Source organism: Marinobacter sp. DSM 26671 (genome assembly GCF_900112835.1).
GTDB lineage: Bacteria > Pseudomonadota > Gammaproteobacteria > Pseudomonadales > Oleiphilaceae > Marinobacter > Marinobacter flavimaris.
Window position 1 is genome coordinate 41,052 of sequence record NZ_FONF01000020.1, and the last position, 25,534, is coordinate 66,585.

General features: G+C 58.6%; 24 protein-coding genes. 15 read left to right on the plus strand and 9 right to left on the minus strand.

Translation table 11 applies throughout. The annotated features are described in order from the left end of the window. The first annotated feature begins 4 nt into the window (after positions 1–4). From BM035_RS17910 to BM035_RS17940, 7 genes are all read left to right on the plus strand, one after another. On the plus strand, positions 5–1,003 hold the full coding sequence (locus BM035_RS17910; RefSeq protein WP_092033510.1) for an ABC transporter ATP-binding protein: 999 nt from the start codon (positions 5–7) through the stop codon (positions 1,001–1,003). After that, positions 1,000–2,010 carry an ABC transporter ATP-binding protein gene (locus tag BM035_RS17915; protein ID WP_092033513.1) on the plus strand — a complete coding sequence of 337 codons (1,011 nt, stop codon included), beginning with the start codon at positions 1,000–1,002 and terminating at the stop codon, positions 2,008–2,010. The genes BM035_RS17910 and BM035_RS17915 overlap by 4 nt, the downstream gene beginning before the upstream one ends. Before the next feature lie 75 nt (positions 2,011–2,085). Further along, positions 2,086–3,000 carry a LysR family transcriptional regulator gene (locus tag BM035_RS17920; RefSeq protein WP_092033515.1) on the plus strand — a complete coding sequence of 305 codons (915 nt, stop codon included), beginning with the start codon at positions 2,086–2,088 and terminating at the stop codon, positions 2,998–3,000. Further along, positions 2,993–4,279 (plus strand): Xaa-Pro dipeptidase, encoded by a 1,287-nt coding sequence (gene pepQ / locus BM035_RS17925; protein WP_092033550.1) that lies wholly within the window; start codon positions 2,993–2,995, stop codon positions 4,277–4,279. The genes BM035_RS17920 and pepQ overlap by 8 nt, the downstream gene beginning before the upstream one ends. Positions 4,280–4,386: 107 nt before the next feature. Continuing rightward, a complete protein-coding gene (locus tag BM035_RS17930) occupies positions 4,387–4,593 on the plus strand; it encodes a bacterioferritin-associated ferredoxin (RefSeq protein ID WP_012139146.1) in 207 nt (68 codons plus the stop codon). An 89-nt stretch (positions 4,594–4,682) separates the two neighbouring features. After that, entirely contained in the window at positions 4,683–5,159 is a 477-nt protein-coding gene (bfr, locus tag BM035_RS17935) for a bacterioferritin (protein ID WP_014575823.1), read from the plus strand. A 9-nt stretch (positions 5,160–5,168) separates the two neighbouring features. Further along, positions 5,169–6,527 carry a phosphomannomutase gene (locus tag BM035_RS17940; protein WP_092033518.1) on the plus strand — a complete coding sequence of 453 codons (1,359 nt, stop codon included), beginning with the start codon at positions 5,169–5,171 and terminating at the stop codon, positions 6,525–6,527. Positions 6,528–6,670: 143 nt separating this feature from the next. Here the strand turns inward: BM035_RS17940 and BM035_RS17945 are convergent, their stop codons facing one another. Further along, the gene (locus tag BM035_RS17945) at positions 6,671–7,798 is read right to left on the minus strand and encodes a phospholipase A (protein ID WP_062782915.1); all 1,128 of its coding nucleotides are present in this window, start codon (positions 7,796–7,798) and stop codon (positions 6,671–6,673) included. 11 nt (positions 7,799–7,809) lie between these two features. Next, complete coding sequence (locus BM035_RS17950) at positions 7,810–8,148, minus strand: hypothetical protein (RefSeq protein ID WP_014575826.1); 339 nt, start codon at positions 8,146–8,148, stop codon at positions 7,810–7,812. A gap of 202 nt (positions 8,149–8,350) precedes the next feature. Here BM035_RS17950 and BM035_RS17955 point away from each other — a divergent pair, with 202 nt between their 5' ends. After that, a complete protein-coding gene (locus BM035_RS17955; RefSeq protein WP_092033520.1) occupies positions 8,351–8,764 on the plus strand; it encodes a c-type cytochrome in 414 nt (137 codons plus the stop codon). Positions 8,765–8,842: 78 nt separating this feature from the next. Here BM035_RS17955 and BM035_RS17960 read toward each other — a convergent pair whose 3' ends face one another. The 3 genes from BM035_RS17960 to rep form a co-directional block, all read right to left on the minus strand. Then, positions 8,843–9,388 carry a hypothetical protein gene (locus tag BM035_RS17960; protein ID WP_092033523.1) on the minus strand — a complete coding sequence of 182 codons (546 nt, stop codon included), beginning with the start codon at positions 9,386–9,388 and terminating at the stop codon, positions 8,843–8,845. Positions 9,389–9,408: 20 nt separating this feature from the next. After that, positions 9,409–11,661, minus strand: coding sequence for a galactose oxidase-like domain-containing protein (locus tag BM035_RS17965; RefSeq protein ID WP_092033525.1), 2,253 nt, complete (start codon positions 11,659–11,661; stop codon positions 9,409–9,411). A gap of 104 nt (positions 11,662–11,765) precedes the next feature. Beyond that, complete coding sequence (rep, locus tag BM035_RS17970) at positions 11,766–13,784, minus strand: DNA helicase Rep (protein ID WP_014575829.1); 2,019 nt, start codon at positions 13,782–13,784, stop codon at positions 11,766–11,768. 143 nt (positions 13,785–13,927) lie between these two features. On the opposite strand from rep, the gene BM035_RS17975 reads away from it, so the two are divergent. The 4 genes from BM035_RS17975 to rmf all read left to right on the plus strand — a co-directional run bounded on the left by BM035_RS17975 (position 13,928) and on the right by rmf (position 20,011). Then, on the plus strand, positions 13,928–15,664 hold the full coding sequence (locus BM035_RS17975; RefSeq protein ID WP_092033526.1) for a putative bifunctional diguanylate cyclase/phosphodiesterase: 1,737 nt from the start codon (positions 13,928–13,930) through the stop codon (positions 15,662–15,664). Between the two features lie 49 nt (positions 15,665–15,713). Continuing rightward, positions 15,714–18,053 carry a Tex family protein gene (locus BM035_RS17980; protein WP_053114130.1) on the plus strand — a complete coding sequence of 780 codons (2,340 nt, stop codon included), beginning with the start codon at positions 15,714–15,716 and terminating at the stop codon, positions 18,051–18,053. A 66-nt stretch (positions 18,054–18,119) separates the two neighbouring features. After that, positions 18,120–19,673 carry a glutamate--cysteine ligase gene (gshA, locus tag BM035_RS17985; RefSeq protein ID WP_008169925.1) on the plus strand — a complete coding sequence of 518 codons (1,554 nt, stop codon included), beginning with the start codon at positions 18,120–18,122 and terminating at the stop codon, positions 19,671–19,673. 122 nt (positions 19,674–19,795) lie between these two features. Next, positions 19,796–20,011: a ribosome modulation factor gene (gene rmf / locus BM035_RS17990; RefSeq protein WP_008169923.1), complete on the plus strand. Its 216-nt coding sequence runs from the start codon at positions 19,796–19,798 to the stop codon at positions 20,009–20,011. A gap of 20 nt (positions 20,012–20,031) precedes the next feature. On the opposite strand, the gene BM035_RS17995 is transcribed toward rmf, so the two are convergent. Next, positions 20,032–20,481, minus strand: coding sequence for a flagellar basal body-associated FliL family protein (locus tag BM035_RS17995; protein WP_053114134.1), 450 nt, complete (start codon positions 20,479–20,481; stop codon positions 20,032–20,034). A gap of 93 nt (positions 20,482–20,574) precedes the next feature. Here BM035_RS17995 and BM035_RS18000 point away from each other — a divergent pair, with 93 nt between their 5' ends. Both BM035_RS18000 and BM035_RS18005 read left to right on the plus strand, forming a co-directional pair. Beyond that, positions 20,575–21,081, plus strand: a complete 507-nt coding sequence (locus tag BM035_RS18000; protein WP_175497417.1) for a disulfide bond formation protein B — start codon at positions 20,575–20,577, stop codon at positions 21,079–21,081. Positions 21,082–21,181: 100 nt separating this feature from the next. Next, positions 21,182–21,661: an Rsd/AlgQ family anti-sigma factor gene (locus tag BM035_RS18005; protein WP_008169916.1), complete on the plus strand. Its 480-nt coding sequence runs from the start codon at positions 21,182–21,184 to the stop codon at positions 21,659–21,661. A gap of 95 nt (positions 21,662–21,756) precedes the next feature. Here the strand turns inward: BM035_RS18005 and BM035_RS18010 are convergent, their stop codons facing one another. The 3 genes from BM035_RS18010 to BM035_RS18020 all read right to left on the minus strand — a co-directional run bounded on the left by BM035_RS18010 (position 21,757) and on the right by BM035_RS18020 (position 23,538). Beyond that, entirely contained in the window at positions 21,757–22,473 is a 717-nt protein-coding gene (locus tag BM035_RS18010; RefSeq protein ID WP_008169914.1) for an FKBP-type peptidyl-prolyl cis-trans isomerase, read from the minus strand. Between the two features lie 124 nt (positions 22,474–22,597). Then, entirely contained in the window at positions 22,598–22,984 is a 387-nt protein-coding gene (locus tag BM035_RS18015; protein ID WP_008169912.1) for a DUF4124 domain-containing protein, read from the minus strand. Further along, entirely contained in the window at positions 22,981–23,538 is a 558-nt protein-coding gene (locus BM035_RS18020) for a TIGR02444 family protein (RefSeq protein WP_008169909.1), read from the minus strand. The genes BM035_RS18015 and BM035_RS18020 overlap by 4 nt, the downstream gene beginning before the upstream one ends. A gap of 46 nt (positions 23,539–23,584) precedes the next feature. Here BM035_RS18020 and BM035_RS18025 point away from each other — a divergent pair, with 46 nt between their 5' ends. Next, a complete protein-coding gene (locus BM035_RS18025) occupies positions 23,585–25,528 on the plus strand; it encodes an ATP-binding cassette domain-containing protein (protein WP_092033529.1) in 1,944 nt (647 codons plus the stop codon). Positions 25,529–25,534: the final 6 nt, after the last annotated feature.

Here is a 25,534-nt window from a genome sequence, read left to right on the forward strand (position 1 = left end):
CACCATGGCACTGTTGGAAGTAAAAGATCTTGATGTACGTTTTGCCGTGCGTGGTGGCGACCTGACAGCGCTGCGCGGCATCAGCTTCAGCCTGGACAAGGGCGAGCGCCTGGGCCTGGTGGGGGAGTCCGGTGCCGGCAAGTCGGTGGCTGCCTTTTCCATCCTGAACCTGATTGCCAAGCCGGGCTACATCGCCGGCGGACAGATCCTGTTCGAGGGCAGGGACCTCGCCGCCATGAGCGAGCGGGAGCTGCGCCGAATCCGTGGTAACCGTATCGCCATGATCTTCCAGGATCCGATGATGACCCTGAACCCGGTCCTCACCATCGGAACCCAGATGGTGGAGGCTCTCCTTGCCCATCGGAAAATCAGTAAAAAAGAAGCCCGTGCCATTGCTCTGGACCGGCTGCAGAAGGTGCAGATTCCTTCTCCGGAGAAGCGTCTCGATCAATACCCCCATGAGCTGTCCGGGGGCATGCGCCAGCGGGTGATCATTGCCATCGCCCTGCTGCTGGATCCGGAAATCATCATCGCGGATGAGCCCACGACGGCTCTGGATGTCACCATTCAGGCGGAAATCATGGATCTGCTACTGAACCTGTGCGAACAGGAGAACGTGGCGTTGATGCTGATTACCCACGATCTGGGCGTGGTTTCCCAGGTGACCCAGCGAATGCTGGTCATGTACTCCGGCCGGATTATCGAGCAGGGGCCGACCCGGGAAATTATCAACGATGCCCAGCACCCCTACACCCAGGGGCTGATCAACGCGCTGCCCCAGATGGGCGAGCCCGGCGAGCGGCTGTTCCAGATTCCCGGCTCCATGCCATCGTTGAAGAACGTGCCCTCCGGCTGTCCGTTCCATCCCCGCTGCAACTTCGCCACCGAGCAGTGCAAGCAGGCCATGCCGGAGTATGTGTGCTCGGGCAATGTGAATGTGGCCTGTTACGAAGTTGCCAACCTGATTGAACAGGAGAAACGCATGCAGGAGGCCGAATCATGACCTCCCCTCTGGTAAGTATCAGCGGTCTCGAGAAACGCTTTGACCTGTCCGGCAGCCTGCTGGAGCAGATCACCTTTGAGGGTGGACGCTTCCGCCGCAAACAGGAGGCTGTCCACGCCATCAACGGCGTGGACCTGGAAGTGCAGAAGGGCGAGGCCCTGTGCGTGGTGGGCGAATCCGGCTGTGGCAAGTCGACCGTGGCCCGAACCGTGATGGGGTTGCTCTCGCCCAGCGCCGGCGAGATTCACTACGACGGCCAGCGCATCGACAATTTGGAGCGCAAGGATTCACTGCCGTACCGGCGCAAGATGCAGATGATCTTCCAGAATCCCTATGCGTCCCTGAACCCGCGCATGACCATCCAGCAGACCCTGGAGGAGCCGATCCGGTTCCATCATCCGGACTGGTCCCCGGTGCAGGTGCGGGACAAGATCCATGAGGTGATGCATTCGGTGGGCATTGATCAGGACTGGGGCAACCGCTTCGGCCACGAATTCTCCGGTGGCCAGCGCCAGCGGATCGCCATTGCCCGGGCCCTGGCAGTTGATCCGGAGTTCATCGTGGCCGACGAGCCGATCTCGGCCCTGGACGTCTCGATCCAGGCCCAGGTGCTGAACCTTCTGATGGACGCCCAGGAAAGCAGGGGCTTGACCTACCTGTTTATTACCCACGATCTGGCGGTGGTGGAGCATTTCGGCACCCGGGTTGCCGTCATGTACCTTGGGCGGGTTTGTGAGCTGGCGGATACAAAAACGCTGTTTTCCGCGCCCCGACATCCCTACACCCAGGCGCTGTTGTCGGCTATTCCGAAACTGGAGGACGATCGCCCCAACCACATCCGCCTGAAAGGAGAGGTGCCCACGCCGGTGAACCTGCCGTCGGGCTGCGTGTTTCATGGGCGGTGCCCTTATGCCAACGAGCGATGCCGGCAGGAAGTGCCCCAGCTGATCACCACGGATGGCGGAACCCAGGTTGCGTGCCACGCGGTGGAAGAGGGCCGGTTGTAACGGCGCCGCTGCGATAGGCTATGATGCCAGCAGCAGAACTCGCATCGATACAACGACATACCCTCAGGGGACTCCATGGAAGTACGCTGGTTGGAAGATTTTCTGGCGCTGGCCCGAACGCGCCATTTCTCACGTGCTGCCGAGTTGCAGCACGTGAGCCAGCCTACGTTCAGCCGCCGGATCAAATTATTGGAAGAAGCCATGGGCAGCACGCTGGTCAACCGCCAGACGCTGCCGCTCTCGCTGACGCCCGCTGGCGAGATATTCCGGGAGCTGTGCGAGCGGATCACACGGGATGTCCGGGATACCCGCGATCGAATCAGCGCCCTTGAAGCCGAGGTGTCTGCCAGGATCAGTGTGGGTTCCACGCAGGGTCTGTTTTCGCACTTTTACCAGGGCTGGGCGAAAGACGCGGGCATTGCCGAGCGTTTGCAGCTGAACCTGAATGCCACCAGTTGGGTGGGGGAGCAGTTTCTGGAGGCGCTCGACAGTGACGAGTGTGATCTGGTGCTGTGCTATTGGCATCCCGATCTGCCCTGGGGCGGGAGGCTGACTGCCGATAGTTACGACTGGCTGGTGCTGGCTCGCGAATCCCTCGTTCCGGTCAGTGTTGCTGACGATCAGGGGCATCCGCGGTTTGCCTTGCCGGGCAGCCCGGAACAGCCGGTACCGCTGATCGCTTATCACAGTCGTGGTTTCCTGCAATCGGCGATTGAGGGCCATCTTGCCCGCAACAGGTTGACGGCCAATCTGTTACCCCTGAACGAGAACACCCAGTCCGCCAGCATCAAGGCGCTGGTGAAGCAGGGTTTCGGCATGGGCTGGTTGCCCCGGCGCATGATGGAAAAAAGCGAACAGTTCGGCAGTCTGGTGCGAGCCGGTGACGAAGGCTGGGATGTCCCCCTGGAAATTCGCCTGATCCGTCTCCGTGACACCCGGTCGGACGATCTTTTAACGCTCTGGAAAACACTGGAAGATGGCCATGCCTGATAATGCGCTGTTGTCGCTGCAGACCGATCACCTGAAAGAACTGCAGGCCCGATACGAATCGGCCCTGGCAGAGCATGGCTACGACAGCCTGCTGATTGCTTCCGGCGCCGCGCCTTACCGTTATGGAGATGACCAGGCCTGGCATTTCCAGGGTTATGGTCCGTTTCTGCACTGGACCGGGCTGGCCGGTCGCGAACACTGCTGGCTCTGGATCCGGGCCGGGCACAAGCCCGTGCTCTGGCTGTTCGAACCGGTCGACTTCTGGCACGCCAATTCGCCACTGGCGGAAGAGCCCTGGCAGCAATTCATCGAGGTTCGCAGCAGTGCCTCACCCGAGGCCCCGTTGCTGGATGATCCGGAAAGCCTTGCGGTGATCGGGGATCCTGCCCTGATATGGAATATTCCGGGTGAGAAAAACCCGGAGGCTCTGTTGAGGGATCTGGACGAGACCCGCGTGTGCAAAACGCCCTACGAAATCGAGTGTCTCGCGCAGGCGAACAGACTGGCTCTGGCAGGCCACGCGGCGGCCCGGGAGGCGTTCCTGGTCGGTGAGAGCGAGTTTGGCATCAATCTGGCCTACCAGCAGGCAACCGGTCAGCGGGAAGCCGAAGCGCCTTATCACAGCATTATCGGGCTGAACGAGCACGCCGGGACGTTGCACTACCAGTATTACGATACGCAGCCGCCAGGGCAGACCCGCAGCCTGCTGATCGATGCCGGGGTCCGTTTTCGGAGCTACTGCTCCGATATAACCCGCACCACGGCAGGCCCGGGAGAGTCCCACTTCGCGGCGCTGATCCACGGTCTCGACCGGCTTCAGGTCAGGCTCTGCGACATGGTCGCGCCCGGGGTGGACTACATCGACATTCATCGCAAGGCGCATCAGGGGCTTGCCGCCCTGCTGTCGGCGACTGGTCTGGTTATCGGCCTGGATGACGAGGACATCGTCGAAAAGGGCATCACCCGTGTGTTCTTCCCCCATGGCATCGGTCACTTCCTGGGCGTCCAGGTTCACGACGTAGCTGGAAAGCCCACGCCGCCTCCGGAAGATGCGCCATTTCTCCGTCTCACCCGCCGGCTTGAACCCGGTATGGTGGTAACCATCGAGCCGGGTCTCTATTTCATTCCGTCGCTGCTGGATCCACTGCTGGAAGGCGAGCTGGGGCGATATTTAAACCGGGAGCTGATTGGGCGGCTGAGAGGCTGCGGCGGAATCCGTATCGAGGACAACGTGGTGGTTACCGACGCAGGTTCGCGGAATCTGACCCGGGGGTTGTGAGTCTCGCAACACAAAAGTTGCACAAATTTAAGCCAGAAGGCTTGCATTTCGAGATGCCAATGACAATAATTATCACTAACTTTTATTGTCATTGGTGAGTCACTGCTATGTACGTATGTCTTTGCCACGGCGTAACCGACCGGGAAATTCGCGAAGCTGCCGATAACGGCGTGTCATCCATGCGCCAGCTTGGCAAAGAGCTGGGTGTCGGCACCCAGTGTGGACGCTGCGCCTGCACCGCCCGCGAAATCCTGCGCGAGAGCCGCACGCCCGACTACCTGGCCATGGCCAATATGCTCGCCCAGCCTGCCTGACCGGCACGATTGTCCGGTTCTATTTTTCTCCTGCGTCATAAGGGGCTATCCTAAGACACTGATCCATTCGGCCATCAGGGAGCCCGAGTATGAAAGGCGATAAAAAGGTCATCCAGCACTTGAACAAGGTCCTCGGCAACGAGCTGACCGCTATTAACCAGTACTTTCTCCATTCCCGCATGTACAAGGATTGGGGTATTACCAAGCTGGCCGCCAAGGAATACGAAGAATCCATCGACGAGATGAAGCATGCAGACCAGCTTATCGAGCGGATCCTGTTCCTCGAAGGCCTGCCCAATCTCCAGGATCTGAACAAATTGCTGATCGGCGAGAACGTCGAGGAAATGATCTCCTGCGATCTCAAACTGGAAGAAATTGCCCACACCGACCTGAAAGAAGCGATCCTCTACTGTGAGGAAGTGCAGGATTTCACCAGTCGTGAACTGTTCCGTAGCATTCTTGATAGTGAAGAAGAGCACATCGACTGGCTGGAAACCCAGCTGGAAATGATTTCCCAGATGGGCATTCAGAATTACATCCAGCTTCAGTCATCCGCCGCGGAGTAAATCGAGACAATGGACTTGTCCTGTTTTAAAGCCTACGACCTGCGAGGCCGGGTTCCCGATCAACTGAATCCGGTCCTGGCCGAAAAAATCGGACGCGCTTACGTGGAAATCACTGGCGCGAAAAAAGTCATCGTGGGCTACGACATCCGGCTGTCCAGTCCCGACATTGCCGAGGCACTCAGCTCCGGCCTCATGGCCGCCGGCGCGGATGTGTTTGATATCGGCCTGTGCGGCACCGAGCAGGTGTATTTTGCCACCAGCCATTACAAGATGGACGGCGGCATTATGGTGACTGCCAGCCACAATCCCAAAGATCACAACGGCATGAAAATGGTCGGCCCTGAATCCCGGCCTATCAGCTCCGATAACGGTCTGAACGAGATTCGCGACCGGGTGCTGGAGCCATTCGGTGATGCACCTCAGCAGGGTCGCTACGAACCACTTGAGGTGATGAGCGCCTACGTGGACCATCTCCTGGGGTATATCGATGCCGGTTCGCTCAGCCCGCTGACCATTGTCTGCAACGCCGGTAACGGCGGCGCCGGCCTGGTGATCGATGAACTCGAACAGCACCTGCCCTTTGAATTCGTGAAAGTGCACCACCAGCCAGACGGCCATTTTCCCAACGGCGTACCGAACCCGATCCTCCCGGAAAACCGGGCGGCGACGGCCGACGCCGTCATTGCAGAAGGCGCTGCCATGGGCATCGCCTGGGATGGCGACTACGACCGCTGCTTCTTCTTCGACGAAAACGGCCGTTTCATAGAGGGGTACTACATTGTTGGTTTGCTCGCCGACCAGTTCCTGCGCAAAACCGGCGGCGGCAAGGTCATCCATGACCCCCGTCTGACCTGGAACACCCTTGATCTGGTGAAAGCCGCCGGTGGCGAAGCCATCGAGAGCAAGACCGGCCACGCCTTCATCAAACAGAGAATGCGTGACGAAGATGCCGTGTATGGTGGCGAAATGAGCGCCCACCACTACTTCCGCGACTTCGCCTATTGCGACAGCGGCATGATCCCCTGGCTGCTGGTTGCCGAACGCCTCTGCCAGTCCGGCCAGACCCTGTCGTCGCTCATCGATGCCCGAATCGAAGCCTACCCCGCCAGCGGCGAAATCAACCGCACCATCGATGATCCCCCCAAGGTCATCGCTGCGATTGAAGCCAAATACAGCGTTGGCGCCAAAAGCGTCAGCCACGTGGACGGCGTAAGCATCGAATTCGACGACTGGCGCTTCAACCTACGAATGTCCAACACCGAGCCGGTTGTACGGTTGAACGTAGAATCGCGGGCGGATATTCCGTTGATGGAAGAGAAGACGGAAGAATTGCTGGCAGAAATGCAGAGATTGAACGAGGAGAGGTAACTCCTTTTTTTGGGGCCGAGTGGGACGCTTGTCCTCATGAAACTGTGCGGAGCCAGGGATGGCGGAGCCCAAGCGTCACAGGGATGTGCCGTTAGGAGCGTGTTTCAGGAGGACAAGCGTCCCAGTCGGTCTTGCACCTGAAGTCAGAGCCAGTCGTTCAGCATAATCCCGATACCGAACCGCTGAATCCGGTGGTTATAGTCGATCAGACTCTCCCCATACCCGTTGTAGTACTGGAAGAACCCCTTAACCGTATCCCCCATTGGGAAACTGTACCCGAACTCCACCGACGTCTTGTTATCATCCGACCGCAGGTTATTCATCAGCCGCAACGAAAACGTCCGATCCTCGGTCAGCTTGTATACCGCATGGTAATTGGCATACCCCAGGTAGCGCTGGATGTCCGCATTATCATCGTCATTGTTCTCCGGAATCCGATACCAGGGCTGGACCATAAAGAGCCAGCGATCATAACTGTACGCGGCTGAGCCCATGATGCGATTCCAGCTCCGGGACCTCGGTTCAGACTGCCCGTTGGACTGGTGATTGAATCCGAGGGTCACGCCATTCAGTCGGCCCGGTCCGATATCCCAGTCGGTCTGGTATCGGGCGAATATCTCCGGCTCGTAGTTGGTTTCCCGGAAAGGCGCGGAGTCGTCCTGGTTGTACACCTGCCAGAACGAGGTCTGGGTATAGCCAAACCAGAGTGTTGTGCGGTCGTCCAGAATTCCCGTCAGCAGTGGGACCTTGAAACTGATCTGGTACTTGGCTTCTTCCCGTTCCAGGTCGTAGTCATAACCGATGGACCCTAGCCGGGGACTGGATGGCGATTCGTTCGGGTCTTTCACCCAGCTCACCGGCAGGATGTAGGTGGGCCGGTGCCCCACAAAGCTGCCGGAAAAGGAAAACACGGCTTTCTCGGCGGCCACATAGCGGTCCACCAAGGCAGACATAACGCCTGCGTCGGAATCGCCTTCCAGGGCACTGCCGGCAACGGCATCGAGATCTTTACCATTGGGCGCCAGTTGCTCCGCGCTCTTCTCGGCCTGTTCCTTGGCGCTTTCCGATGCCTGGGCCTGGCTCTCAGTGGGTTTGTAGAGGCTGTCAAAACAGGCCAGTCGCTTGATGCCATCGTCAATCAGGGCGCACTGTTCGGGTGAATCAATGGAGGGCGCTTCCTCAGTCTGTGCCGACACGTTTACAGGCACCGACAGCATCAACGAGAAGGTAATGATGGCCGTGGGCGGCGCCAACAGGTGTGGGGATGTCATCAGGTGCTCTCCTAGCTGGCGGTCAGACTGAACCAGGTGTTGGCAATGCCATAGATCCAGACGCCGATCAGGGTGACGGCCAGAAGTGAGAAAATAACCTTGTGCTTGAACCGGTTGCCACTTTCCGCCGAGGCTACCCAGCGCAGGTACATGAGGCCGATAAAGCTGATGAAGACCCCGAGGCTGGCGAAGGCTGGAATCAGCAGCCAGCCGGCGCTGATGGTCTGACCGTCGCTGGTCTGGCTGGAAAACCACCCCATGGAAGCCAGCAAAACGGCAAGCGCCGTAAATTCGGCAATCAGCAGCGGTTTGCGCAACGGGTGGGGTGAAGTCGGTTCCGAATTGGTCATGGAAACAGGTCCTGAATGATGAAACGTCGGCGAACACCATGGTAACCGGATTGTTCGCGAAACACCCTCTGACTTACGAAATCGCAATTAAAATGGTTGAAATCAATTTATGATTTTGCTGTTTGGTTTTTTTGCCGGGTTTCAGTCGCTATAATGCGGCGACCGAAGATTATAACGCTCAAATGCGAGGTGCATTGTGAAGATGAAGAGAGTCCTGGCTGCTGTATTGGTCGTTGCAGGCCTGACAGCGGGCGCCGTAATGGCAAGTGTCGAAGATGAAATCCGTGCACGCATCCAGCCAATAGGGGAAGTTTGCCTGCAGGGTGAAGAGTGTGGTGAAGCTGCGGCGGCCACTGAAACTGCCAGCTCTGGACCTCGCTCCGGCAGTGAAGTTTACGATGCTGTCTGCATGGCTTGTCATACCACGGGTGCTGCAGGTGCGCCGGTGATTGGCGATGCGGATGCCTGGGCACCGCGCATCGATAAAGGGCTGGACACTCTGGTCAGTCACGCGATCAATGGCTTCAATGCCATGCCTGCAAAGGGCGGTTGTGCAAGCTGTCCGGATGAAGAAATTCAGGCGGCTGTCGAGCACCTGGTGGCAGAAAGTCAGTAAGGCTATTTTGAGTAAAAGAAAAGCCCCCGATATTCGGGGGCTTTTTCTTATGGCCTTTCGGCCTTCCGGTTTAGGCGGTCAGGGGAGCGGTTTACGCCTCAGCTCGCCGACTATAATCGCTGTTTCGCCGGAGGCGGTTTGCAGGCTGATCGACCAGCTCTGATGTTCTGGTTCCTGGTGATGCATGCTCTCCATCGCTGCCAGGCGTGGGTCTAGCCAGCCAAAACTGGCACTTTGCGACAGCACTGCCCATCTGTCACTCTCCTCAACGGGCGTTCCCGAGAGAGTGGGGGCGTTTGGCAGAGACCGCCAGCTCGGGCTATCCCGATTCACCATAACGGCCTTGCCCGTAAACCTGAGGAAAGCCTCGTTTTCGGTGCCGAGCACGGTCAAAGGCGTTTCTCCCTGATAGCTCAAGAGGATCCCGGGCCGGGGAGCGTTGAGAATCATGGCGTTTAATCCCTGAAGGTCCGGTTGTTCGGTAATGCGGGCCTGCAGGATTTCGGCGGGGGCGCCTTCGGTGTCTGGCGCTCCATGCGCCCCCGCTGGCGAGGAAGCCAGCAGGGGCATCAGGCCGAACAAAACCAGTGGCAAGCCGCCAGTACTGATCCGTCCGTTTTTCATAATGTACTCCCGTTGCCTGGTTACAGAATCTCAAGTGTTGATTCGATAATTCCGTCGGCGGTCGTGGTGTCGCCCGCCACCTGGGTTGGCGCCATGCATTCGAGATTCTCGTTGACCACGGTGATGGGAGCCGATATTGATGGCACCCTTCCTTCAGTCGTCTCTTTGCTCACGAACAGCATGTATTCGCCGGCCGGGACCACGTTGTGGTTGTCTGGCATTTTCAGGGTCAGCTTGTTGCCGTTGCCTCTTTCCATGACCAGTTCAATGGCGCGCTGGTCGCCATCAATCACATGGGTCATGACCGTCCGGCGAATCAGCAGCGCCTTGTCGATCTGGTCGGCCTGGTCAACCTTTATATTGAAGCGATCCCCAATGGTCAGGTTGCGCGGCGCGCTCTGGATTTCCGGGCGGTCGTCACGCATGGCATAGGGTGGTGTGTAGATTTCAAAGCTGGGATCCCGTCCGTCATACGGCGCCAAACCGAAGTCCTGAAGATCGACGAAGGTCAGGTAGGCGGTATTGATCGGCGAATGCCCGGCAATCATCACACGACCGTCTTCCATAAGTACCGCTGTATTGTGGTAAGTCCGTGCCCTGTGGCCCGTTGCCATTTCAGTCCAGGTGCCCGTTTCCGGATCAAAGCGCTCGGCCGTGCGAATTGGGCCCTCAAGGCCGGGTGCTACGACACCATCGCGGTTGCCGCCACTGAATACCATGACGCTGCCGTCTGGCATGAGAACATTGGTGCCATACCAGCGTGGCTGGTTGAGCGAGCCAGTGAGTCTTGATTCGTAGCCGATGTCATCGCCATTCGTGGTTATGCGGTCGATCCGGCTCTGGTCCGTGGGCAGGTAGCCGCCGGGATTGGTCAGTAGAGCGTAACTGGGAACACCACCGGCAGTCAGAAGCTCGACGTCCGTGTACTCACCGTTGGCGTTTGGCTTGAGAGGTAACATGGTTGAGGACGTGGAGCCGCGCATGCCACCGGCAATGGCCATTCGAAGGTCGTCCTCTGAAACGCCCAGCTCTGCGCCGCTCTCCAGCAGATCAGACGGAGCTTCCAGCACATCGCCCAGCAATGAGCCGATCTGGTCCAGGGAAAGATTGGTGATATTCAGTGTGCTGCTGAGCTGGCCCAGCCCGGCTTCATCCAGTCTCAGGGGCAGTCCGGCATAGCCGATGTCGTTCCAGCGCTGGGTTGCGGGATTGTAGCTGGCGACAATGTTCCACAAGGCCTGGTCATACCCCTGGCCAAATGGATTGAACGCCTGGCCGCCCGCGTTATAGAGCACGTGACCGTTGGGCAGGAGATGCATTCGCGGGTACAGCGGCAGTGACCTGTCTGCGGTCGAAGGATTCTCCGTCCACACCCCTGCGCAAGGGTTGTAGGTTTCCGTTTGGACGACGTTGCGTCCGCTATTCAGAGGCTCGTCCGGATAGACGGGCTTCAAAAGCTTGGTGACGCCGCTCGCCACAAAGACGTCGCCATTGCCCAGAGTGACCAGCGACGGGTACCAGCGGCCGTAGGTCATATCACCGCTCTGGCGCCAGGTGTTGGTCGCCTCATCGAATATCCGCGAATTCTTGATGCCTTCCAGCTCTGCAACGCCGAGTGGCAGGCCGTCTATGCCGGGCTCCGAGTAGTAGTCGGTGCCACCGACAGCCATCACATCGCCGTTTGCGAGGCCAATAACATCCGAGCAGAACAGCGCACCGTCGTTTTTACTGGTGTTATCTGCAGTATCAATCAAGCCGTCGAGTTCGGTGCCGTTGAGGAGGGTCTCGCTGTCATTGCCGTCCGGATTGGCACCGGCATCCAATGGGGACGGTTTGAGCCAGGACGGGTTATCGCTTTCATCAAGCGACAATACACGGGTCTGATCGTTGACCGAGACTTCGCCGAATTCGGCGACGATTGACAGCTCAACGTTTTCGGTACCCTCGAGCGCATTCAGGTAGAGTAGGCGACCGTCCTTCAGTAGGGCCATGGTACCTGCGGCCGGTTTGCACTCATCCATGCCATCGGCCCGGGTGATGCATTTCTCATCGGTTTCAACAGCTTCGCCGTCGACGATGATGGTTGGTTCCGCAAAAGGTTCGCTGAAGTAGCCTTTTGCCGGGTCTCTGTCCTGGTTCGTCTGCACTATTGAATCATCGGTAGATGATCCGAGTAGCCCGCCAAGGAGCCCCGCGCTGGCTGGGGTGGCTCCTGCCGTGATGAGAAAGAGCGAACCGGTAAGCTGACACAAGCGATTGGAATTTCTGGACATGAAGTCCTCCTGATCTTGTTGTTGTCGGAGCGGGATGAGGTATCCCACTTGCAGAAACGGATCAGGTCTTCAAAAGTTGCAGTGATTGTAAAAAAATTTGAAATTTACAGGCCGAGATCGCCCAAAAGGGCACTGAGAGTCGCTTTTCCCTTTTTCTGATTGGCTTCCACATCCAGGTCGCCAGTCCCCTCCCATTTCAGGTCTTCCTCGGGCAGCTCATCAAGGAAGCGGCTCGGGATGGTTTCGAGTTTCTCGCCGTATTGTTTCCGGGTCGCCGCATAGGTCAGGGTCAGCGTTTCCCGGGCGCGGGTAATGCCCACGTACATCAGCCGTCGTTCTTCCTCGATATTACCTTCTTCAATACTGCTTCGGTGGGGCAGGATTTCTTCCTCAAGCCCCATGATGAACACGTGGGGAAACTCCAGGCCCTTCGACGCGTGCAGGGTGAGTAGCTGAACCTTGTCGCTGTCATCGTCCTCCTCCCGCTGTTCCATCATGTCCCGAAGGATCAGTTTGGTGATGGCATCCTCGATGCCGAGCTCATCGGCCGTGCCCTTGCCATCGTCGAGCATGCGCTGGATGGACTCCACCAGGTACCAGATGTTCTCCATCCGCCGCTCGGCCTGTTTGGGGGTGCCGGAGTGCTGGTGCAGCCACTCCTCGTACTCGATGTCCGTGAACAGCTGTTTGATCACGGGTATCGGGTTTTCGCTGTGTAGCCGCTCGCAGGTGGCGTCCACCCAGTGGGCAAAACGCCGCAGGCGATCCAGCCCCTTCTCGGTCACGTGGGTCTCTGCGCCCATGTCACCCAGGGCCTTGAACAGGCTGACGTTGCGGGACCGGGCGTAGTGACTGAGCTGCTCCAGCGTGCGCGGACCGATCTCCCGGCGTGGCACATTGACCACCCGAAGAAACGCGGCATCGTCGTCCGGATTGATCAACAGCCGCAGGTAGGACATGGCGTCCTTGATCTCGTTCTTTGAGAAAAACGACTGGCCGCCGGAGATGCGGTAGGGGATCTGGTAGGCCTGCAGCTTCATTTCCAGCAGTCGTGCCTGGTGGTTACCCCGATACAGCACGGCAAAGTCCCGGAAATCGAGCCCTTTTTTTAGTTTCTGGTCGAGGATCTCGGTGGCAACGCGGTCGGTTTCCGCGTCTTCGTTGCGGCATCGGACAATCCGGATTTCCTCGCCGATGGTGTGATCACTCCACAACGCCTTCTCGAACACGTGGGGATTATTGGCAATTACTGTGTTGGCACTGCGCAGGATCCGGGCAGTGGACCGGTAATTCTGCTCAAGCTTGACGATTTTCAGGCTAGGGAAGTCTTCCTTGAGCTGGGCCAGGTTTTCGGGCCGGGCACCGCGCCAGGCATAGATGGACTGGTCGTCGTCTCCAACCACGGTAAACGCGGCCCGCTCGGCCACCAGCTGCTTGACTAGTTCATACTGGCACACGTTGGTGTCCTGGTATTCATCCACCAGCATGTAGCGAATCTTCCGCCGCCATTTCGCGAGCACGTCCGGATTCGAGCGGAACAGCATCACGGGCAGCAGGATCAGATCATCAAAATCGACCGCGTTGTAGGCTTTCAGGTACTCGTTGTATTTCTTGTAGATAATGGCAATACGCTGTTCACGCTCATCGGCAGCCTTGCTCAGGGCCTCGGCGGGCCCCCGCATGGCGTTTTTCCAGGAGGAGATGGTCATCTGGATGTCGTTGAGTTCGTCCCCGGCCTCGGCGCTGGCTTCCCGGAGCATCAGATCCTGTAACAGGGCCTTGGCATCCTCGGCATCAAAGATCGAGAAGCCGGGGTGGTAGCCAAGATGCGTGTGCTCCTCACGGATCATGTTGAGGCCAAGATTGTGAAAAGTAGATACAATCAGGCCCCGGGTCAGCTTCCGGTCAACGATCCTGCCAACCCGCTCTTTCATTTCACGGGCAGCCTTGTTGGTGAAGGTGACTGCGGCAATATGACGCCCCGGTATTCCAAGTTGCTCGATCAGGTAGGCAATCTTGCGGGTAATCACGCTGGTCTTGCCACTGCCTGCCCCGGCAAGCACCAGCATCGGGCCATCGGCATAGCGGACTGCTTCGCTTTGTCTCGGGTTGAGCTTGTTCACAAATAAATGGCCAGAATGGAACGAAATGGGGATAACGGACGTGGGCTTATTCTACACCAGACAGAGTTACTGTACCTTGGGGATCTATAGACTATGATTAACAGAACGGACTCGGTTGTTCACGCATAAATGGATCCTGCTTGATGACACTGCCACTGGAAACCATGAGGCCCGGACAGTTGCGCCTTTTGGTTCTGACACCAGATTACGCTGATTTTCTCTGGCTGAATGCTCTCCTGGCGGGTGACGTCGAAATCAGTGCGGACGCAACCTGGTGCCCGGATCTGGTGGATTGCGATGATCTGATCCGGAACGCCAGTTTTGATCTTATCGTATGGGATTGCGTGTTCCACGGTGGGTCTGAAGCCTCCTTCCTGCAGTACCTGGCCGTCGCCAGCAATGAAAAGCCGGTACTGGCCCTGAGTGCCGAGCTTCCCGGGGAACGGGCGCCCGAATTACTTGCTTCGGGCGCCGCTGATTATCTCAGTCGCCAGAACCTGGACCACTGGAACTTCCGTCGTGCGGTAAAGTGCCTCTGGTACCGGGGTCAGTTGTCGGAATCGGCTCATGGTCAGTTGGGCCGCGAGGTCGCCACCGGTTTTATCAACCGGGACCTTTTCTTCGATCGTCTTCAGCAAGCGCTTCTGCGTGCCGAGCGGGCGGGCCACCGTCTGGCTTTATTGCACCTCAATATTGATGATTTCCGCAGCATCAACGAGTCGTTTGGCTATCAGAAAAGTGACCAGTTGATGATGAAACTGGCAGAGCGGCTCCGACATTCGCTTCGACGCGTGGATTCGCTGATGCGCATTGGCGGTGACGAGCTGGCTATTATTGTTGAAAAGGTCGAAGACTCCCTGGATATCACCCAGATTATCCGCAAGGTGGTCAGCGCCCTTGATGAGCCCGTTACCATTGATGGCCAGACCGTCGTGGTGAGTGTCAGCCTTGGTGTTGCTACCTACCCGGAAGCCGGCGATAGCGCCGAAAATCTGTTGCGTCGGGCCAATCGTGCCATGTTTGAAGCCAAGCGAGACCCGGGCACCAGCTACCGCTTCTACGACCGCCAGTTGCACATTTCCGCCGGTTACCAGCTTCGCCTGGAGGCGGATTTGCGCAATGCCCTTCGGGGCAAGGAGCTCGAACTTTACTACCAGCCCCGGATTGATCTGGCCACCGAGGAGGTTCGGGGCGTGGAATGCCTGCTGCGTTGGAATCATCCGGAGCGGGGTTTGGTGGGGCCGGACGAATTCATTCCGGTTGCCGAGCGCAGCGGGTTGATCGTGCCCATTGGTTACTGGGTCATCGAGCAGGCCTGCAAACGCCTGCAGGAGTCCGCCGAGCTCGGTTTCCCCGGGCTGGTGTTCGCGGTCAACCTGTCGTTCAGGCAGTTTCACGATCGCAAGATGACCGAAACCATTTTCCGCATCATCTTTAACGCCAACGTGGATACCAGTCTGCTGGAGCTGGAGCTGACCGAGAGTGCCATGATGCACGACCCGGAGTACGCCCAGCGCTGCCTGCGGGAATTGAACCAGCTGGGTATCAGTTTTGCCCTGGACGATTTCGGCACCGGCTTTTCATCGTTGAGCAATCTCCAGCATCTGCCCATCTCGCTGGTGAAGATCGACAAGTCGTTTGTGCAGGAGTTGGGTAATTCCGCAGACGCCGAACACATTATCCGGGCCATTATCAGTCTGGCCCACAGCCTGCAGATCAGCGTCGTCGCCGAAGGCGTGGAAACCGAAGGGCAACTGGAGTTTCTGCGCCAGCAGCATTGCGATGAAATCCAGGGCTATTACTACGCCCGGCCCATGCCCTGGGCGGATCTTGTGCAATTCCTGAACAAGCGGGGACAGGCCGCTTGCCTGCAGCAGTAAGCCGCTGTACCTTTGCTGGTTTATTGGCAAAGCATCAGACAGAGGTTGCATGAACAGTATCTCCAGGCGTATCGCCGAGGAACTCGGTGTCCGCGAGCAACAGGTTAATGCCACCGTCGAACTGCTCGACGAAGGCGCGACCGTTCCGTTTATCGCCCGCTACCGGAAAGAGATCACAGGCTCACTGGATGACAGCCAGCTGAGGAACCTGGAAGAACGTCTGCGCTATTTGCGGGAACTGGAAGACCGTCGTGCCACTATCCTCAAGAGCATTGAGGAGCAGGGCAAGCTGACCGACGAGCTCAAGGCCACCATCCAGGACGCCGACACCAAGAACCGTCTGGAAGATCTTTACCTGCCCTACAAGCCCAAGCGCCGGACCAAGGCCCAGATTGCCCGCGAGGCGGGTCTGGAGCCGCTGGCTGACGCCCTCTATGATGATCCGACTCTCGATCCTGAAACCACTGCCCAGGGCTACCTGAACAAAGAAGCCGGCGTGGAAGATACCAAGGCTGCCCTGGATGGCGCCCGCTACATTCTGATGGAGCGGTTTGCCGAGGATGCCGAGCTGCTGGGCAGCCTGCGGGACTTTATCTGGCAGGAAGGCCAGCTGAACGTCACCGTGGTGGAAGGCAAGGAAAACGAGGGGGCCAAGTTCCGTGATTATTTCGACCACGTTGAGCCGCTTAAGAAAGTTCCGTCCCACCGTGCCCTGGCCATCCTTCGGGGCAGGAACGAGGGCGTTCTTGGTTACACGATTGTTGTTGGTGATGCCGAGGATGACCGCCGTGCGCCCCACCCGGCCGAGCAGCGCATCGCCGCTCGCTGGAATATCCGGGACAATGGTCGTGCTGCCGACAAATGGCTCTCGGAGGTGGTTCGCTGGACCTGGCGGGTGAAACTCTCCACCCAGATTGAAACCGATCTCATGGCACAGGTCCGCGAAGCGGCAGAAACCGAAGCCATCAACGTGTTCGCCGCCAACCTCAAGGATCTTCTGCTGCTTGCGCCGGCCGGTCCACGTCCGACCCTGGGCCTGGATCCAGGGCTACGCACCGGGGTGAAAGTGGCTGTTATCGATGGCACTGGCCAGGTGGCCGGCCACGGTGCCATCTTCCCCCATGCGCCGCAGAACCAATGGGACCGTTCCATCGAGCAGCTGGCGGCCTGGTGTCGGGAGTACAAGATTGAACTGGTGGCCATTGGCAATGGCACCGCTTCCCGGGAAACGGAGAAGCTGGTCGGCGACCTCAGCAAGCGTTACCCCGAATTGAAGCTGGCCCGGATCGTGGTCAGTGAGTCCGGTGCTTCGGTCTATTCAGCCTCCGAGTTCGCCTCAAAAGAACTGCCCGATCTGGATGTCACCATTCGCGGCGCGGTGTCCATTGCCCGCCGGTTGCAGGATCCGCTGGCCGAACTGGTGAAAATCGAGCCGAAATCCATCGGGGTGGGGCAGTACCAGCACGACGTTTCCCAGGTGCAGCTGTCACGAAGCCTCGATGCCGTAGTGGAAGACTGCGTAAACGGCGTGGGTGTGGATCTGAATACCGCGTCAGCGCCACTGCTGGCAAGGGTCTCGGGCCTGAACCAGACCATCGCCCAGAACATCATTGAGTTCCGCAACCAGAACGGCATGTTCCGCAACCGGAAACAGCTGCTCAAGGTCACCCGTCTCGGGGACCGCACGTTCGAGCAGGCGGCGGGTTTTCTGCGTATTGCCGGCGGCGAGAACCCCCTGGACCGGTCCTCCGTGCACCCGGAAGCCTATGGCGTGGTCGAGGCCATCGCCCGGAAAAATAATCGCGAAGTGGGCGATATCATCGGCGATTCCTCGTTCCTGCGTGGTCTGAATCCCCAGGATTACGTAACAGAACAGTTCGGTTTGCCGACTATCAAGGACATCATCTCGGAACTGGAGAAACCGGGGCGGGATCCGCGACCGGAATTCAGGTTCGCAAGTTTTGAGGAAGGGGTCGAAACCCTGAGCGATCTCAAACCCGGCATGGTGCTGGAAGGGTCGGTGACCAACGTGACCAACTTTGGCGCGTTTGTGGATATTGGTGTGCATCAGGATGGCCTGGTGCACATTTCCGCGCTGTCCCACACCTTCGTCAAGGATCCCCGAGAAGTGGTCAAGGCCGGGGATATCGTCAAGGTTAAGGTGATGGACGTGGATATCCCGCGCAAGCGAATTGCCCTGACCATGCGTATGGACGATCAGCCTGGCGAGAAAAACGAAGGCAAGCCAATGGCTGCCAACCGCTCCGGAGCCAGCCGCAAGGGCGGAAACCGGAATGCCGGTAATGGCGGTTCCGGTCAGAAATCCCCACAGGGCGCCATGGCTGGTGCGCTGGCCCAGGCACTTGCCTCGGCGCGCAAGGACAGCTGACGGGTTTACAATCTTTTCACCGGCCGGTTATGCACAAGAGCAAGCCGGCCGCAGCAGGAGTCGACCATGGCTGAATCCCGCCATTCCGTATTTCGTCAGTTCGCTGCCAGCGACTGGGATGGTTTCCTCAAGGGTGTCGAAAAAGAAGGGCTGCGGGTGGATCGCAACGGCTTCATCGCCCAGACTCCGCACCCCGAAGCCCTGGGGTCGGCGCTTACCCATCCGAGGATTACCACCGACTATTCAGAAGCCTTGCTGGAGCTGATCACGCCGGTGTTCGACAGCACGGCAGGCATGCTGAAATCGCTGCGGGATATCCACACGTTTGTGCAGCAGAACCTGGGTGACGAAGTGTTCTGGGCGACAAGCATGCCCTGTGAGCTGGATGGTGACCCGAGTATCCCCATCGCCGAGTATGGCAGCTCCAATATTGGCCAACTCAAGCATGTTTACCGGCAGGGACTGGCCGTGCGCTACGGCCGTATGATGCAGAGCATCGCGGGCGCCCACTACAATCTGTCCCTGCCCGACAGTTTCTGGCACAAGTGGCAGGAATTGCTGGGCAACGAGCAAAGCCTGAAAGACTTCAAGTCGGACCAGTATTTCTGGCTGATTCGCAATTTCCGCCGCCGCAGCTGGCTGCTGATGTTGTTGTTCGGTGCTTCGCCCGCCCTGGATGCCAGCTTTGTAGCCGGCGTGAACCATGATCTCTCGCGATTTGATGAACGCACCTGGTTCGGTGAGTACGCAACCTCGTTACGGATGGGCGATCTTGGGTACCACAACAACGCACAGGCATCCCTGAATATCTGTTTCAACGAGCTGAGCACCTACACCCAGACTCTGGATCGGGCCATTCACACCACCTGGCCGGCGTATGAGTCGATCGGCACCCGCCGGGGCGACAAGTTCATCCAGATCAACACCAGCGTACTGCAGATCGAGAACGAGTATTACAGCGCGGTGCGCCCCAAACGCACGACGCAGCGTGAGGAAAAGCCCATCCAGGCCCTCGAAGCCCGGGGTGTGGAGTACATTGAGGTGCGATGTTTGGACCTTGATCCCTTCTCGCCGGTTGGTGTGAACGAGGCCCAGATCGATTTTCTGGATCTGTTCCTGCTGGACTGCCTGCTAGCAGACTCTCCCCGAATTGGCGATGCCGAATGTGAACGCCTGGATGACAACTACAAGGATGTGGTCGCCAATGGGCGTTATCGAGAGTTGGCGCTTTGCCGTGGTGGGCATCGTACCCCGGTATCCGACGCTGCGAACGACATTCTGTCGCAGCTGGAGCCCCTTGCGGAACTGCTCGATAGTTGGCGGGGTGATGACACCTACCGCAACGCCCTTGCCGCCCAGCGCGAAGTGTTGACCGGTGAATGGACCGTGCCGTCTGCCCGGGTTCTCGATGCCATGCGTTCCTCTGGCCTGGGTCACCGGGAGTGGGGTATGGAAATGGCGCGGCAGCATCAGCAGAGCCTTAGGCAGGAAGGTCTTGGTGATGATGTGCGCCGCGCGTTTGAGGCTATGACGTCAGAATCCCTGACCGAGCAGGCCGACATGGAAAGCGCCGATACCCTGTCGTTCAGCGAGTTTCTGGAACAGTACCTGCGCTCTTGAACGTTGGGTTCGGGAGGCGTCGCAGGAGTCTGCGGACCTGACGCACAGAAACTGAACAAAGATTTGTCTCCCTCCGGTCCGGCTGTTAATTTTTGTAACATCAGGATCGGGAGGGGATTGCGATGGCAAGGGATATCAAACTCGGCTGGGACGTGGAAGCCCTGAACAAGGCTTACCGACAGGGCTATATGGCGGCCAACATGGGCATGGACAAATCCCGCTGCCCCTATCGTGGTGACGTCGTTATTGCGGCCTGGGAAGCCGGTTGGGATGATGCCGATCAGGTGGCCCGTGATGACCGCGACCAGTCAGATGATCTGTTCTCGCGGATCGCCTGAACCACTGGCCGGTTCCAGCTTCACTTCTGCACGACAAACTCCGTAAACAGCACGCCGGCTATGCTTTCGCCGGTCTGCTGCTCTTCCAGTACCGCATTGATTCGCTGTTTGGCTTCTTCGCGCAGCGCCTCCTGGCCCTCCATTGAGGTGAGGCGATCGGTATCCGTTTGCTCACCAAACAGCATGACCAGTTCGTGTCGCAATCGGGGCATGTGAGCATCCACGGCAGGCCGTGCGCTCGCGCTGTTTGCCCGCAGACTGACCGCGGCTTTCAGATAGGTTGGCTTGTTGCCGGGCGTACCCACGTGGGTCACGAACGGTGGATCCATGCTGATGTAGTCGGTAAAGCTGTTTTCTTCTTCAGCCACGTCCTCGTCGGCATTTTCCTCTTCCTGGGAAACGGCCGGCAAAGAGATCGTTGCAAACAACAGAAAAAGAAGCGTCAGAACAGATTTTGGCTGGCGTGTCATAGGCTTGAAGTTGATCGTGGTTTAGGGTTAAGTGACGAGAATAGCAGGCCCTGTGGCCGCTTGCAGTTTCAATTCACGATTCGAGGTGTTCTTTTGACCAGCAGATGGGTTTTCGGGCTTATTTTCCTTGTATGTGCCGCACTCCTTGGTGTGGCTTTTTATATGGAGCATGTGATGGGGCTCGAGCCCTGCCCGCTTTGCTGGTTACAGCGCTTCGGTTTCATGGGTGCCGGTCTGGTCAGTTTCCTGGCCTTTCTCCATGGCCCCACCGGATTCGGCGTGCGGATCTATGGGTTCCTGCTGGTGCTGACCGCCGGAGCAGGGCTGGGTGTCGCCGGGCGGCAGTTGTGGCTGCAGAGCCTGCCGGCGGACCAGGTGCCGGCATGCGGGCCTTCGGTGGACTACATGCTGGACGTTCTGCCGTGGTTCGAAGTTCTGTCTACCGCGCTCCAGGGCACCGGGGACTGCGCTGAAGTGGTGTGGCGGTTCCTGGGTTTGAGCATTCCCGGCTGGACTGCTGTCTTTTTCTCGCTGCTTGTCATCACCGGTCTGGTTTTGATGTTTCGCCGGCAAAAACCCCGGGAATGGATTCGAGGCTGAAACGGTTGCGGGGAACCGCAGCCATGGGGTAACTTGATCCAAACCTAATAAAAATCAAAACCGAAACAGAAGTAGTCAAGACAAGCGGAGAACAGGCGTCATGTTGGAAAATTGCCGAAATGCCAGGGAGCGCTGGGGCGGCGTCAGCGAGCTGATTGATCGCTGGCTCAAGGAGCGTCAGGAGCTTCTGGTGCATTACTGCGACCTGTCCGGAGAAAGCGACTTCTCGCAGACCGAAGCATTGAGAGAAAAATTCGTGCGCCTGTGTGAAGTTCTGGTGGACTACGTGTCTACCGGTCATTTCGAGATCTACGAGCAGTTGGTGCGAGAGGCCCGGGAATTTAACGATGGCGGGTTGGAGCTGGCTGCCAAGGTTTATCCCCGTATTGAGCAAACCACCGAGGTTGCCCTTAACTTCAATGACCGGCTGGATGGCCGGGATTTGTCCGAAGAGGATGTCAAAGAACTGTTCGGTGAATTGTCGAAGCTGGGTGAAACTCTGGAGACCCGGTTCGAGATGGAGGATTTCCTGATCGAGCATCTGCACAATGCCCATGCCGGCAAAGTAGCCTCTGCCTGAGAAATCCCTGAATCAAAAAAAGCCCCAGTCCGGCATCGCCGGCTGGGGCTTTTTCGTGTGGCAGCCTCAGAACTGACAGCTGCCTGTTCTGGCGCTTAGTCTCCGGAGCCAGGGTTGATCTCGAGTAGCTCGACATCAAACACGAGGGTCTCGTTGGGGCCGATCGCCCTGTTGCCGCCGGGGCCGTAGGCCAGATCGGACGGAATGTAGAGCTTGTAACGGGCACCCTCGCTCATCAGCTGCAGGCCCTCGGTCCAGCCGGGAATCACCTGGTTCAGGGCGAAGGTAACCGGCTCACCGCGCTCGCGGGAGCTGTCAAATACTTCACCGGACAGCAGTTCACCGGTGTAATGCACCTGAACGGTGTCTGTTGCTGCCGGCTTTTCGCCGTCACCCTGCTCAAGTACTTCGTATTGCAGGCCGGATTCAGTGGTTTCCACACCTTCACGCTCTGCGTTCTCGGCAAGGAAGGCTTCGCCGGCATCCAGGTTCTTCTGGGCCAATTCTTCCATCTGCTTGCCCTGCTCTTCCTGCAGCTGCTGCTGGTAGGTCATCAGAGCCTGCTGGATTTCCTCGCGGCTCATGCGCTTGGCTTCTTCATCGCCGGCGTGGCCGTGCTGGATGCCCTGGAGGAACTGGTCCATCTGCAGATTCGGCAGGTCGTTACCCATGCGCTCACCGAGAACCAGGCCCATGCCATAGCTCACCTTCTGATCGGTGGAATCCAGTTTCGGTTGTTCCGGGGCTTCGGGGGGTGTGGAACAGCCGGCCACGAGGCCGGTCACTGCCAGTGCAAGGAGCGTTTTCTTCATTGCATTATCCTTTAACGTCGGTGCTTGGGGCAGGGCCCCGCGTTGTGTTTGTCAGAACGCAGAAGGTAACGGGTTCCGGCATCAGATGCCACTGAACATGTGTTAAGAAACCGGACGTGTCAGCTCAGCTGCCGTTGGTACCGGCAGCTGAGGGACCCAGGGAGAAAGGTGCGCTGTAGGGAGATTGCCAGTCTGTTTCCGGCTCCTGCGGCTGAATCCGGGGGAAGACCTTGTCACGTCGCTCGATAGCGAGGGTGTTCCAGCGGCCCTGTTCGGGCGGCTGGTCAGCGTAGTGCCAGTTGCCGTCGGTATCCTGCCATTTGAACACGATTTCGGGGCCCTCGGTGGGAATCGGGGACGGGACCAGTCCTTCAAACGCGGGAATCTCGGGCTGCTCGTGCTCTGCCACAGGTTCGGAGACCTGCTCCGGGTCGTTCAGACCGAAGAAAATCAGCAACAGCAATAACCCGAGAGCCGGGAACGAGAGCCGTATGAGCCATTTCATCATCATGGCTGATGGTCTCCCTTGGGAAAGTGGGCCAGAGTATCGGCCAGTGTATTCAGCAAGGGCCTTGCATCGTCCTCAACGGGTAAGGTCGGTGCTGCCGCAAACAGATTGTTGATGATCAGTGCGTCGCGTCCCTGCATGTCTGCGTGTTCCGGGTTAATGGTCATTAGCGTTCGCCAGCTCAGGGCCAGTTCAATCTGTTCGGCTTCAAGCTCCAGGCCGGCGATGCCGGTGCGAAGCTTCTGACAGTTGTCGGCGCTGCCGGGCAGCGATTTCCGCGCGCTCCGGAGGGCAACGGTTACACGGTCGCGCCACTCTGTTACCGTAGCGTCCTCGACCCCGGCGAAGACCCTGCCAGAGAGTGCAAGCCAGGCCGCACCGAGAATCCGCGTTACGCTCCAGCCCTGATTCTGAAGCGCCAGGCAGCTGTTCTGGACATCCGGACGTTTCCAGAACGCCAGGGCAAAACGCCAGAGCGGGTTGTCCGGTTCCAGATCTGCCGGAAGTTCCAGCGGCGGTGTCGAAAAATCCGGGGTGGTCGCCGAGCGGACCGACATAGGCGCTGTGCCTTCCCTGAACACTTTACGTTGATAAAATGAAAGCATGTTAACGATAACCGATCTCAGTTTACAACGGGGCGGCGTCTGGTTGCTAGAATCCGTCAGCCTGACGGTGCAACCCGGCCAGCGTGTCGCGATCGTCGGTGCCAATGGTGCCGGCAAGTCCAGTCTTTTCCAGCTCTTGCTGGGCCAGTTGGCGCCAGAGCAGGGCGCGGTCTCTCTGCCGGGTGGTTGCCGGATTGCCCACATGGCGCAGGAGGTCGAAGCCACCGAGCGCAGCGCGAGGGATTTTGTTCTAGATGGCGACCTGGATTTGCGCCGCCTGGAAGGTGAACTTGCCAGGGCCGAGGCCGCAGGTGACGATCATGCCATTGCCCGCATACACGGTGAGCTGGATGTGCACGAGGCCTGGTCCGCCGGCCGCCGGGCCGAGGCCTTGCTGCGCGGGCTGGGATTCTCGGACGAGGACGCGAACCGGCCGGTATCGGCGTTTTCCGGTGGTTGGCGAATCCGCCTGAACCTGGCCCAGGCCCTGATGCGACCGTCCGATCTGCTGCTTCTGGACGAGCCCACTAACCACCTGGATCTGGATGCCTGTCTGTGGCTCGAGAATTGGCTGCGGCGCTATCCCGGTACCCTGCTGTTTATCTCCCACGACCGCGATTTCATGGATCGGGTCGCTACCCATGTCGTGCATTTCGATCGCCGTAACCTGGAACTGTATACGGGTAATTACTCAGCCTTTGAGGGCCAGCGCAGTGAGCGTCTGGCCCAGCAGCAGGCCGGTTTTGAACGCCAGCAGGCCAGGATCGCCGAAATCCAGCGGTTCATCGATCGGTTCAAGGCCAAGGCCACGAAGGCCCGTCAGGCCCAGAGCCGCGTCAAGGCTCTGGAGCGGATGGAGCGCATTGCCCCGGCCCATATCGATTCGCCGTTCAGCTTCGAGTTTCCGGTGGCCGAGAAGGTTTCCAATCCGCTGTTGTCGATACGCAATGGCAAGGCCGGGCACGGCAGTACTGCAATCCTCAACAGCATTAACCTGACCCTGTTGCCGGGCAGCAGGGTCGGGCTGCTGGGTCCCAATGGTGCGGGCAAGTCTACCCTGATGGATGCACTCCGGGGTGAGGGCACGTTGATGTCTGGTGATCGTACCTGTGGCGAGCATCTGGCCATCGGCTACTTTGCCCAGCATCAGCTGGAGTCCCTGGATCTGGATGCCAGCCCTTTCCTGCATCTTCAGCGGCTTTCCCTGAAGGCGTCAGAGCAGAGTATACGGAATTTCCTTGGTGGCTTTGATTTTCATGGCGATGAAGCCCTGAGTGCCATCCGGTCGTTTTCCGGTGGCGAAAAGGCCCGCGTGGCGCTGGCCGTGATCGCATGGCAGAGACCCAACCTGCTCCTGCTGGACGAGCCCACGAACCACCTGGATCTGGAAATGCGCCAGGCTCTGACCATGGCGCTGCAGAACTTTGAAGGCGCTATTGTGGTGGTTTCTCACGACCGGCACTTGCTAAGGAACACCGTGGACGAGTTCTGGCTGGTCAATGATGGTCGGGTAACGGAGTACCAGGGCGATCTGGAAGACTATGAGCGTTGGCTGGCGGACCGCCGGAAAGACGAAACCGAGGCACCTAGGAGAGTGCCGGTCGGCCAGGAGGGGGTGCCCGAGGCCGCTGAGGCGGTGGGCGAGAGTGCCGAAGATCGGAAGGCGCGCAAGCGGGCAGAGGCGGCTCTTCGCCAGAAACTCAGCCCCTACCGTAAAAAACAGAGTGCGCTGGAAAAGGAAATGGACCAGCTTCAGCAGAAGCTGTCAGCTCTGGAAGAGCAGCTATCCGAACCCGACCTTTACGACGACAGCGGCAAGACCCGTCTGAAAGAGTTGTTGGGGGAGCAGGCCACCGCAACCGCCCGCCTGGAAGAGGTGGAGGCGCAGTGGCTTGAAGTCAGCGAAGAGGTGGAGTCCCTGGAGGCCGAGTTGGCTGGCTGAGCGCGC

Excerpts from the sequence above, each read along its gene's own strand:
- BM035_RS18015 (WP_008169912.1), bottom strand. The coding sequence starts at position 22,984 with ATGATGATGAAATGGCTCATACGGCTCTCGTTCCCGGCTCTCGGGTTA.
- BM035_RS18020 (WP_008169909.1), bottom strand. The coding sequence starts at position 23,538 with ATGTCGGTCCGCTCGGCGACCACCCCGGATTTTTCGACACCGCCGCTG.
- BM035_RS18010 (WP_008169914.1), bottom strand. The coding sequence starts at position 22,473 with ATGAAGAAAACGCTCCTTGCACTGGCAGTGACCGGCCTCGTGGCCGGC.
- gshA (WP_008169925.1), top strand. The coding sequence starts at position 18,120 with ATGGCTGAATCCCGCCATTCCGTATTTCGTCAGTTCGCTGCCAGCGAC.
- BM035_RS17995 (WP_053114134.1), bottom strand. The coding sequence starts at position 20,481 with ATGACACGCCAGCCAAAATCTGTTCTGACGCTTCTTTTTCTGTTGTTT.
- BM035_RS17920 (WP_092033515.1), top strand. The coding sequence starts at position 2,086 with ATGGAAGTACGCTGGTTGGAAGATTTTCTGGCGCTGGCCCGAACGCGC.
- pepQ (WP_092033550.1), top strand. The coding sequence starts at position 2,993 with ATGCCTGATAATGCGCTGTTGTCGCTGCAGACCGATCACCTGAAAGAA.
- rmf (WP_008169923.1), top strand. The coding sequence starts at position 19,796 with ATGGCAAGGGATATCAAACTCGGCTGGGACGTGGAAGCCCTGAACAAG.
- BM035_RS17910 (WP_092033510.1), top strand. The coding sequence starts at position 5 with ATGGCACTGTTGGAAGTAAAAGATCTTGATGTACGTTTTGCCGTGCGT.
- BM035_RS17915 (WP_092033513.1), top strand. The coding sequence starts at position 1,000 with ATGACCTCCCCTCTGGTAAGTATCAGCGGTCTCGAGAAACGCTTTGAC.
- BM035_RS17930 (WP_012139146.1), top strand. The coding sequence starts at position 4,387 with ATGTACGTATGTCTTTGCCACGGCGTAACCGACCGGGAAATTCGCGAA.
- BM035_RS17950 (WP_014575826.1), bottom strand. The coding sequence starts at position 8,148 with ATGACCAATTCGGAACCGACTTCACCCCACCCGTTGCGCAAACCGCTG.
- BM035_RS18005 (WP_008169916.1), top strand. The coding sequence starts at position 21,182 with ATGTTGGAAAATTGCCGAAATGCCAGGGAGCGCTGGGGCGGCGTCAGC.
- BM035_RS18025 (WP_092033529.1), top strand. The coding sequence starts at position 23,585 with ATGTTAACGATAACCGATCTCAGTTTACAACGGGGCGGCGTCTGGTTG.
- BM035_RS17975 (WP_092033526.1), top strand. The coding sequence starts at position 13,928 with ATGACACTGCCACTGGAAACCATGAGGCCCGGACAGTTGCGCCTTTTG.
- BM035_RS17940 (WP_092033518.1), top strand. The coding sequence starts at position 5,169 with ATGGACTTGTCCTGTTTTAAAGCCTACGACCTGCGAGGCCGGGTTCCC.
- BM035_RS17960 (WP_092033523.1), bottom strand. The coding sequence starts at position 9,388 with ATGAAAAACGGACGGATCAGTACTGGCGGCTTGCCACTGGTTTTGTTC.
- BM035_RS17965 (WP_092033525.1), bottom strand. The coding sequence starts at position 11,661 with ATGTCCAGAAATTCCAATCGCTTGTGTCAGCTTACCGGTTCGCTCTTT.
- bfr (WP_014575823.1), top strand. The coding sequence starts at position 4,683 with ATGAAAGGCGATAAAAAGGTCATCCAGCACTTGAACAAGGTCCTCGGC.
- BM035_RS17955 (WP_092033520.1), top strand. The coding sequence starts at position 8,351 with ATGAAGAGAGTCCTGGCTGCTGTATTGGTCGTTGCAGGCCTGACAGCG.
- BM035_RS17980 (WP_053114130.1), top strand. The coding sequence starts at position 15,714 with ATGAACAGTATCTCCAGGCGTATCGCCGAGGAACTCGGTGTCCGCGAG.
- BM035_RS17945 (WP_062782915.1), bottom strand. The coding sequence starts at position 7,798 with ATGACATCCCCACACCTGTTGGCGCCGCCCACGGCCATCATTACCTTC.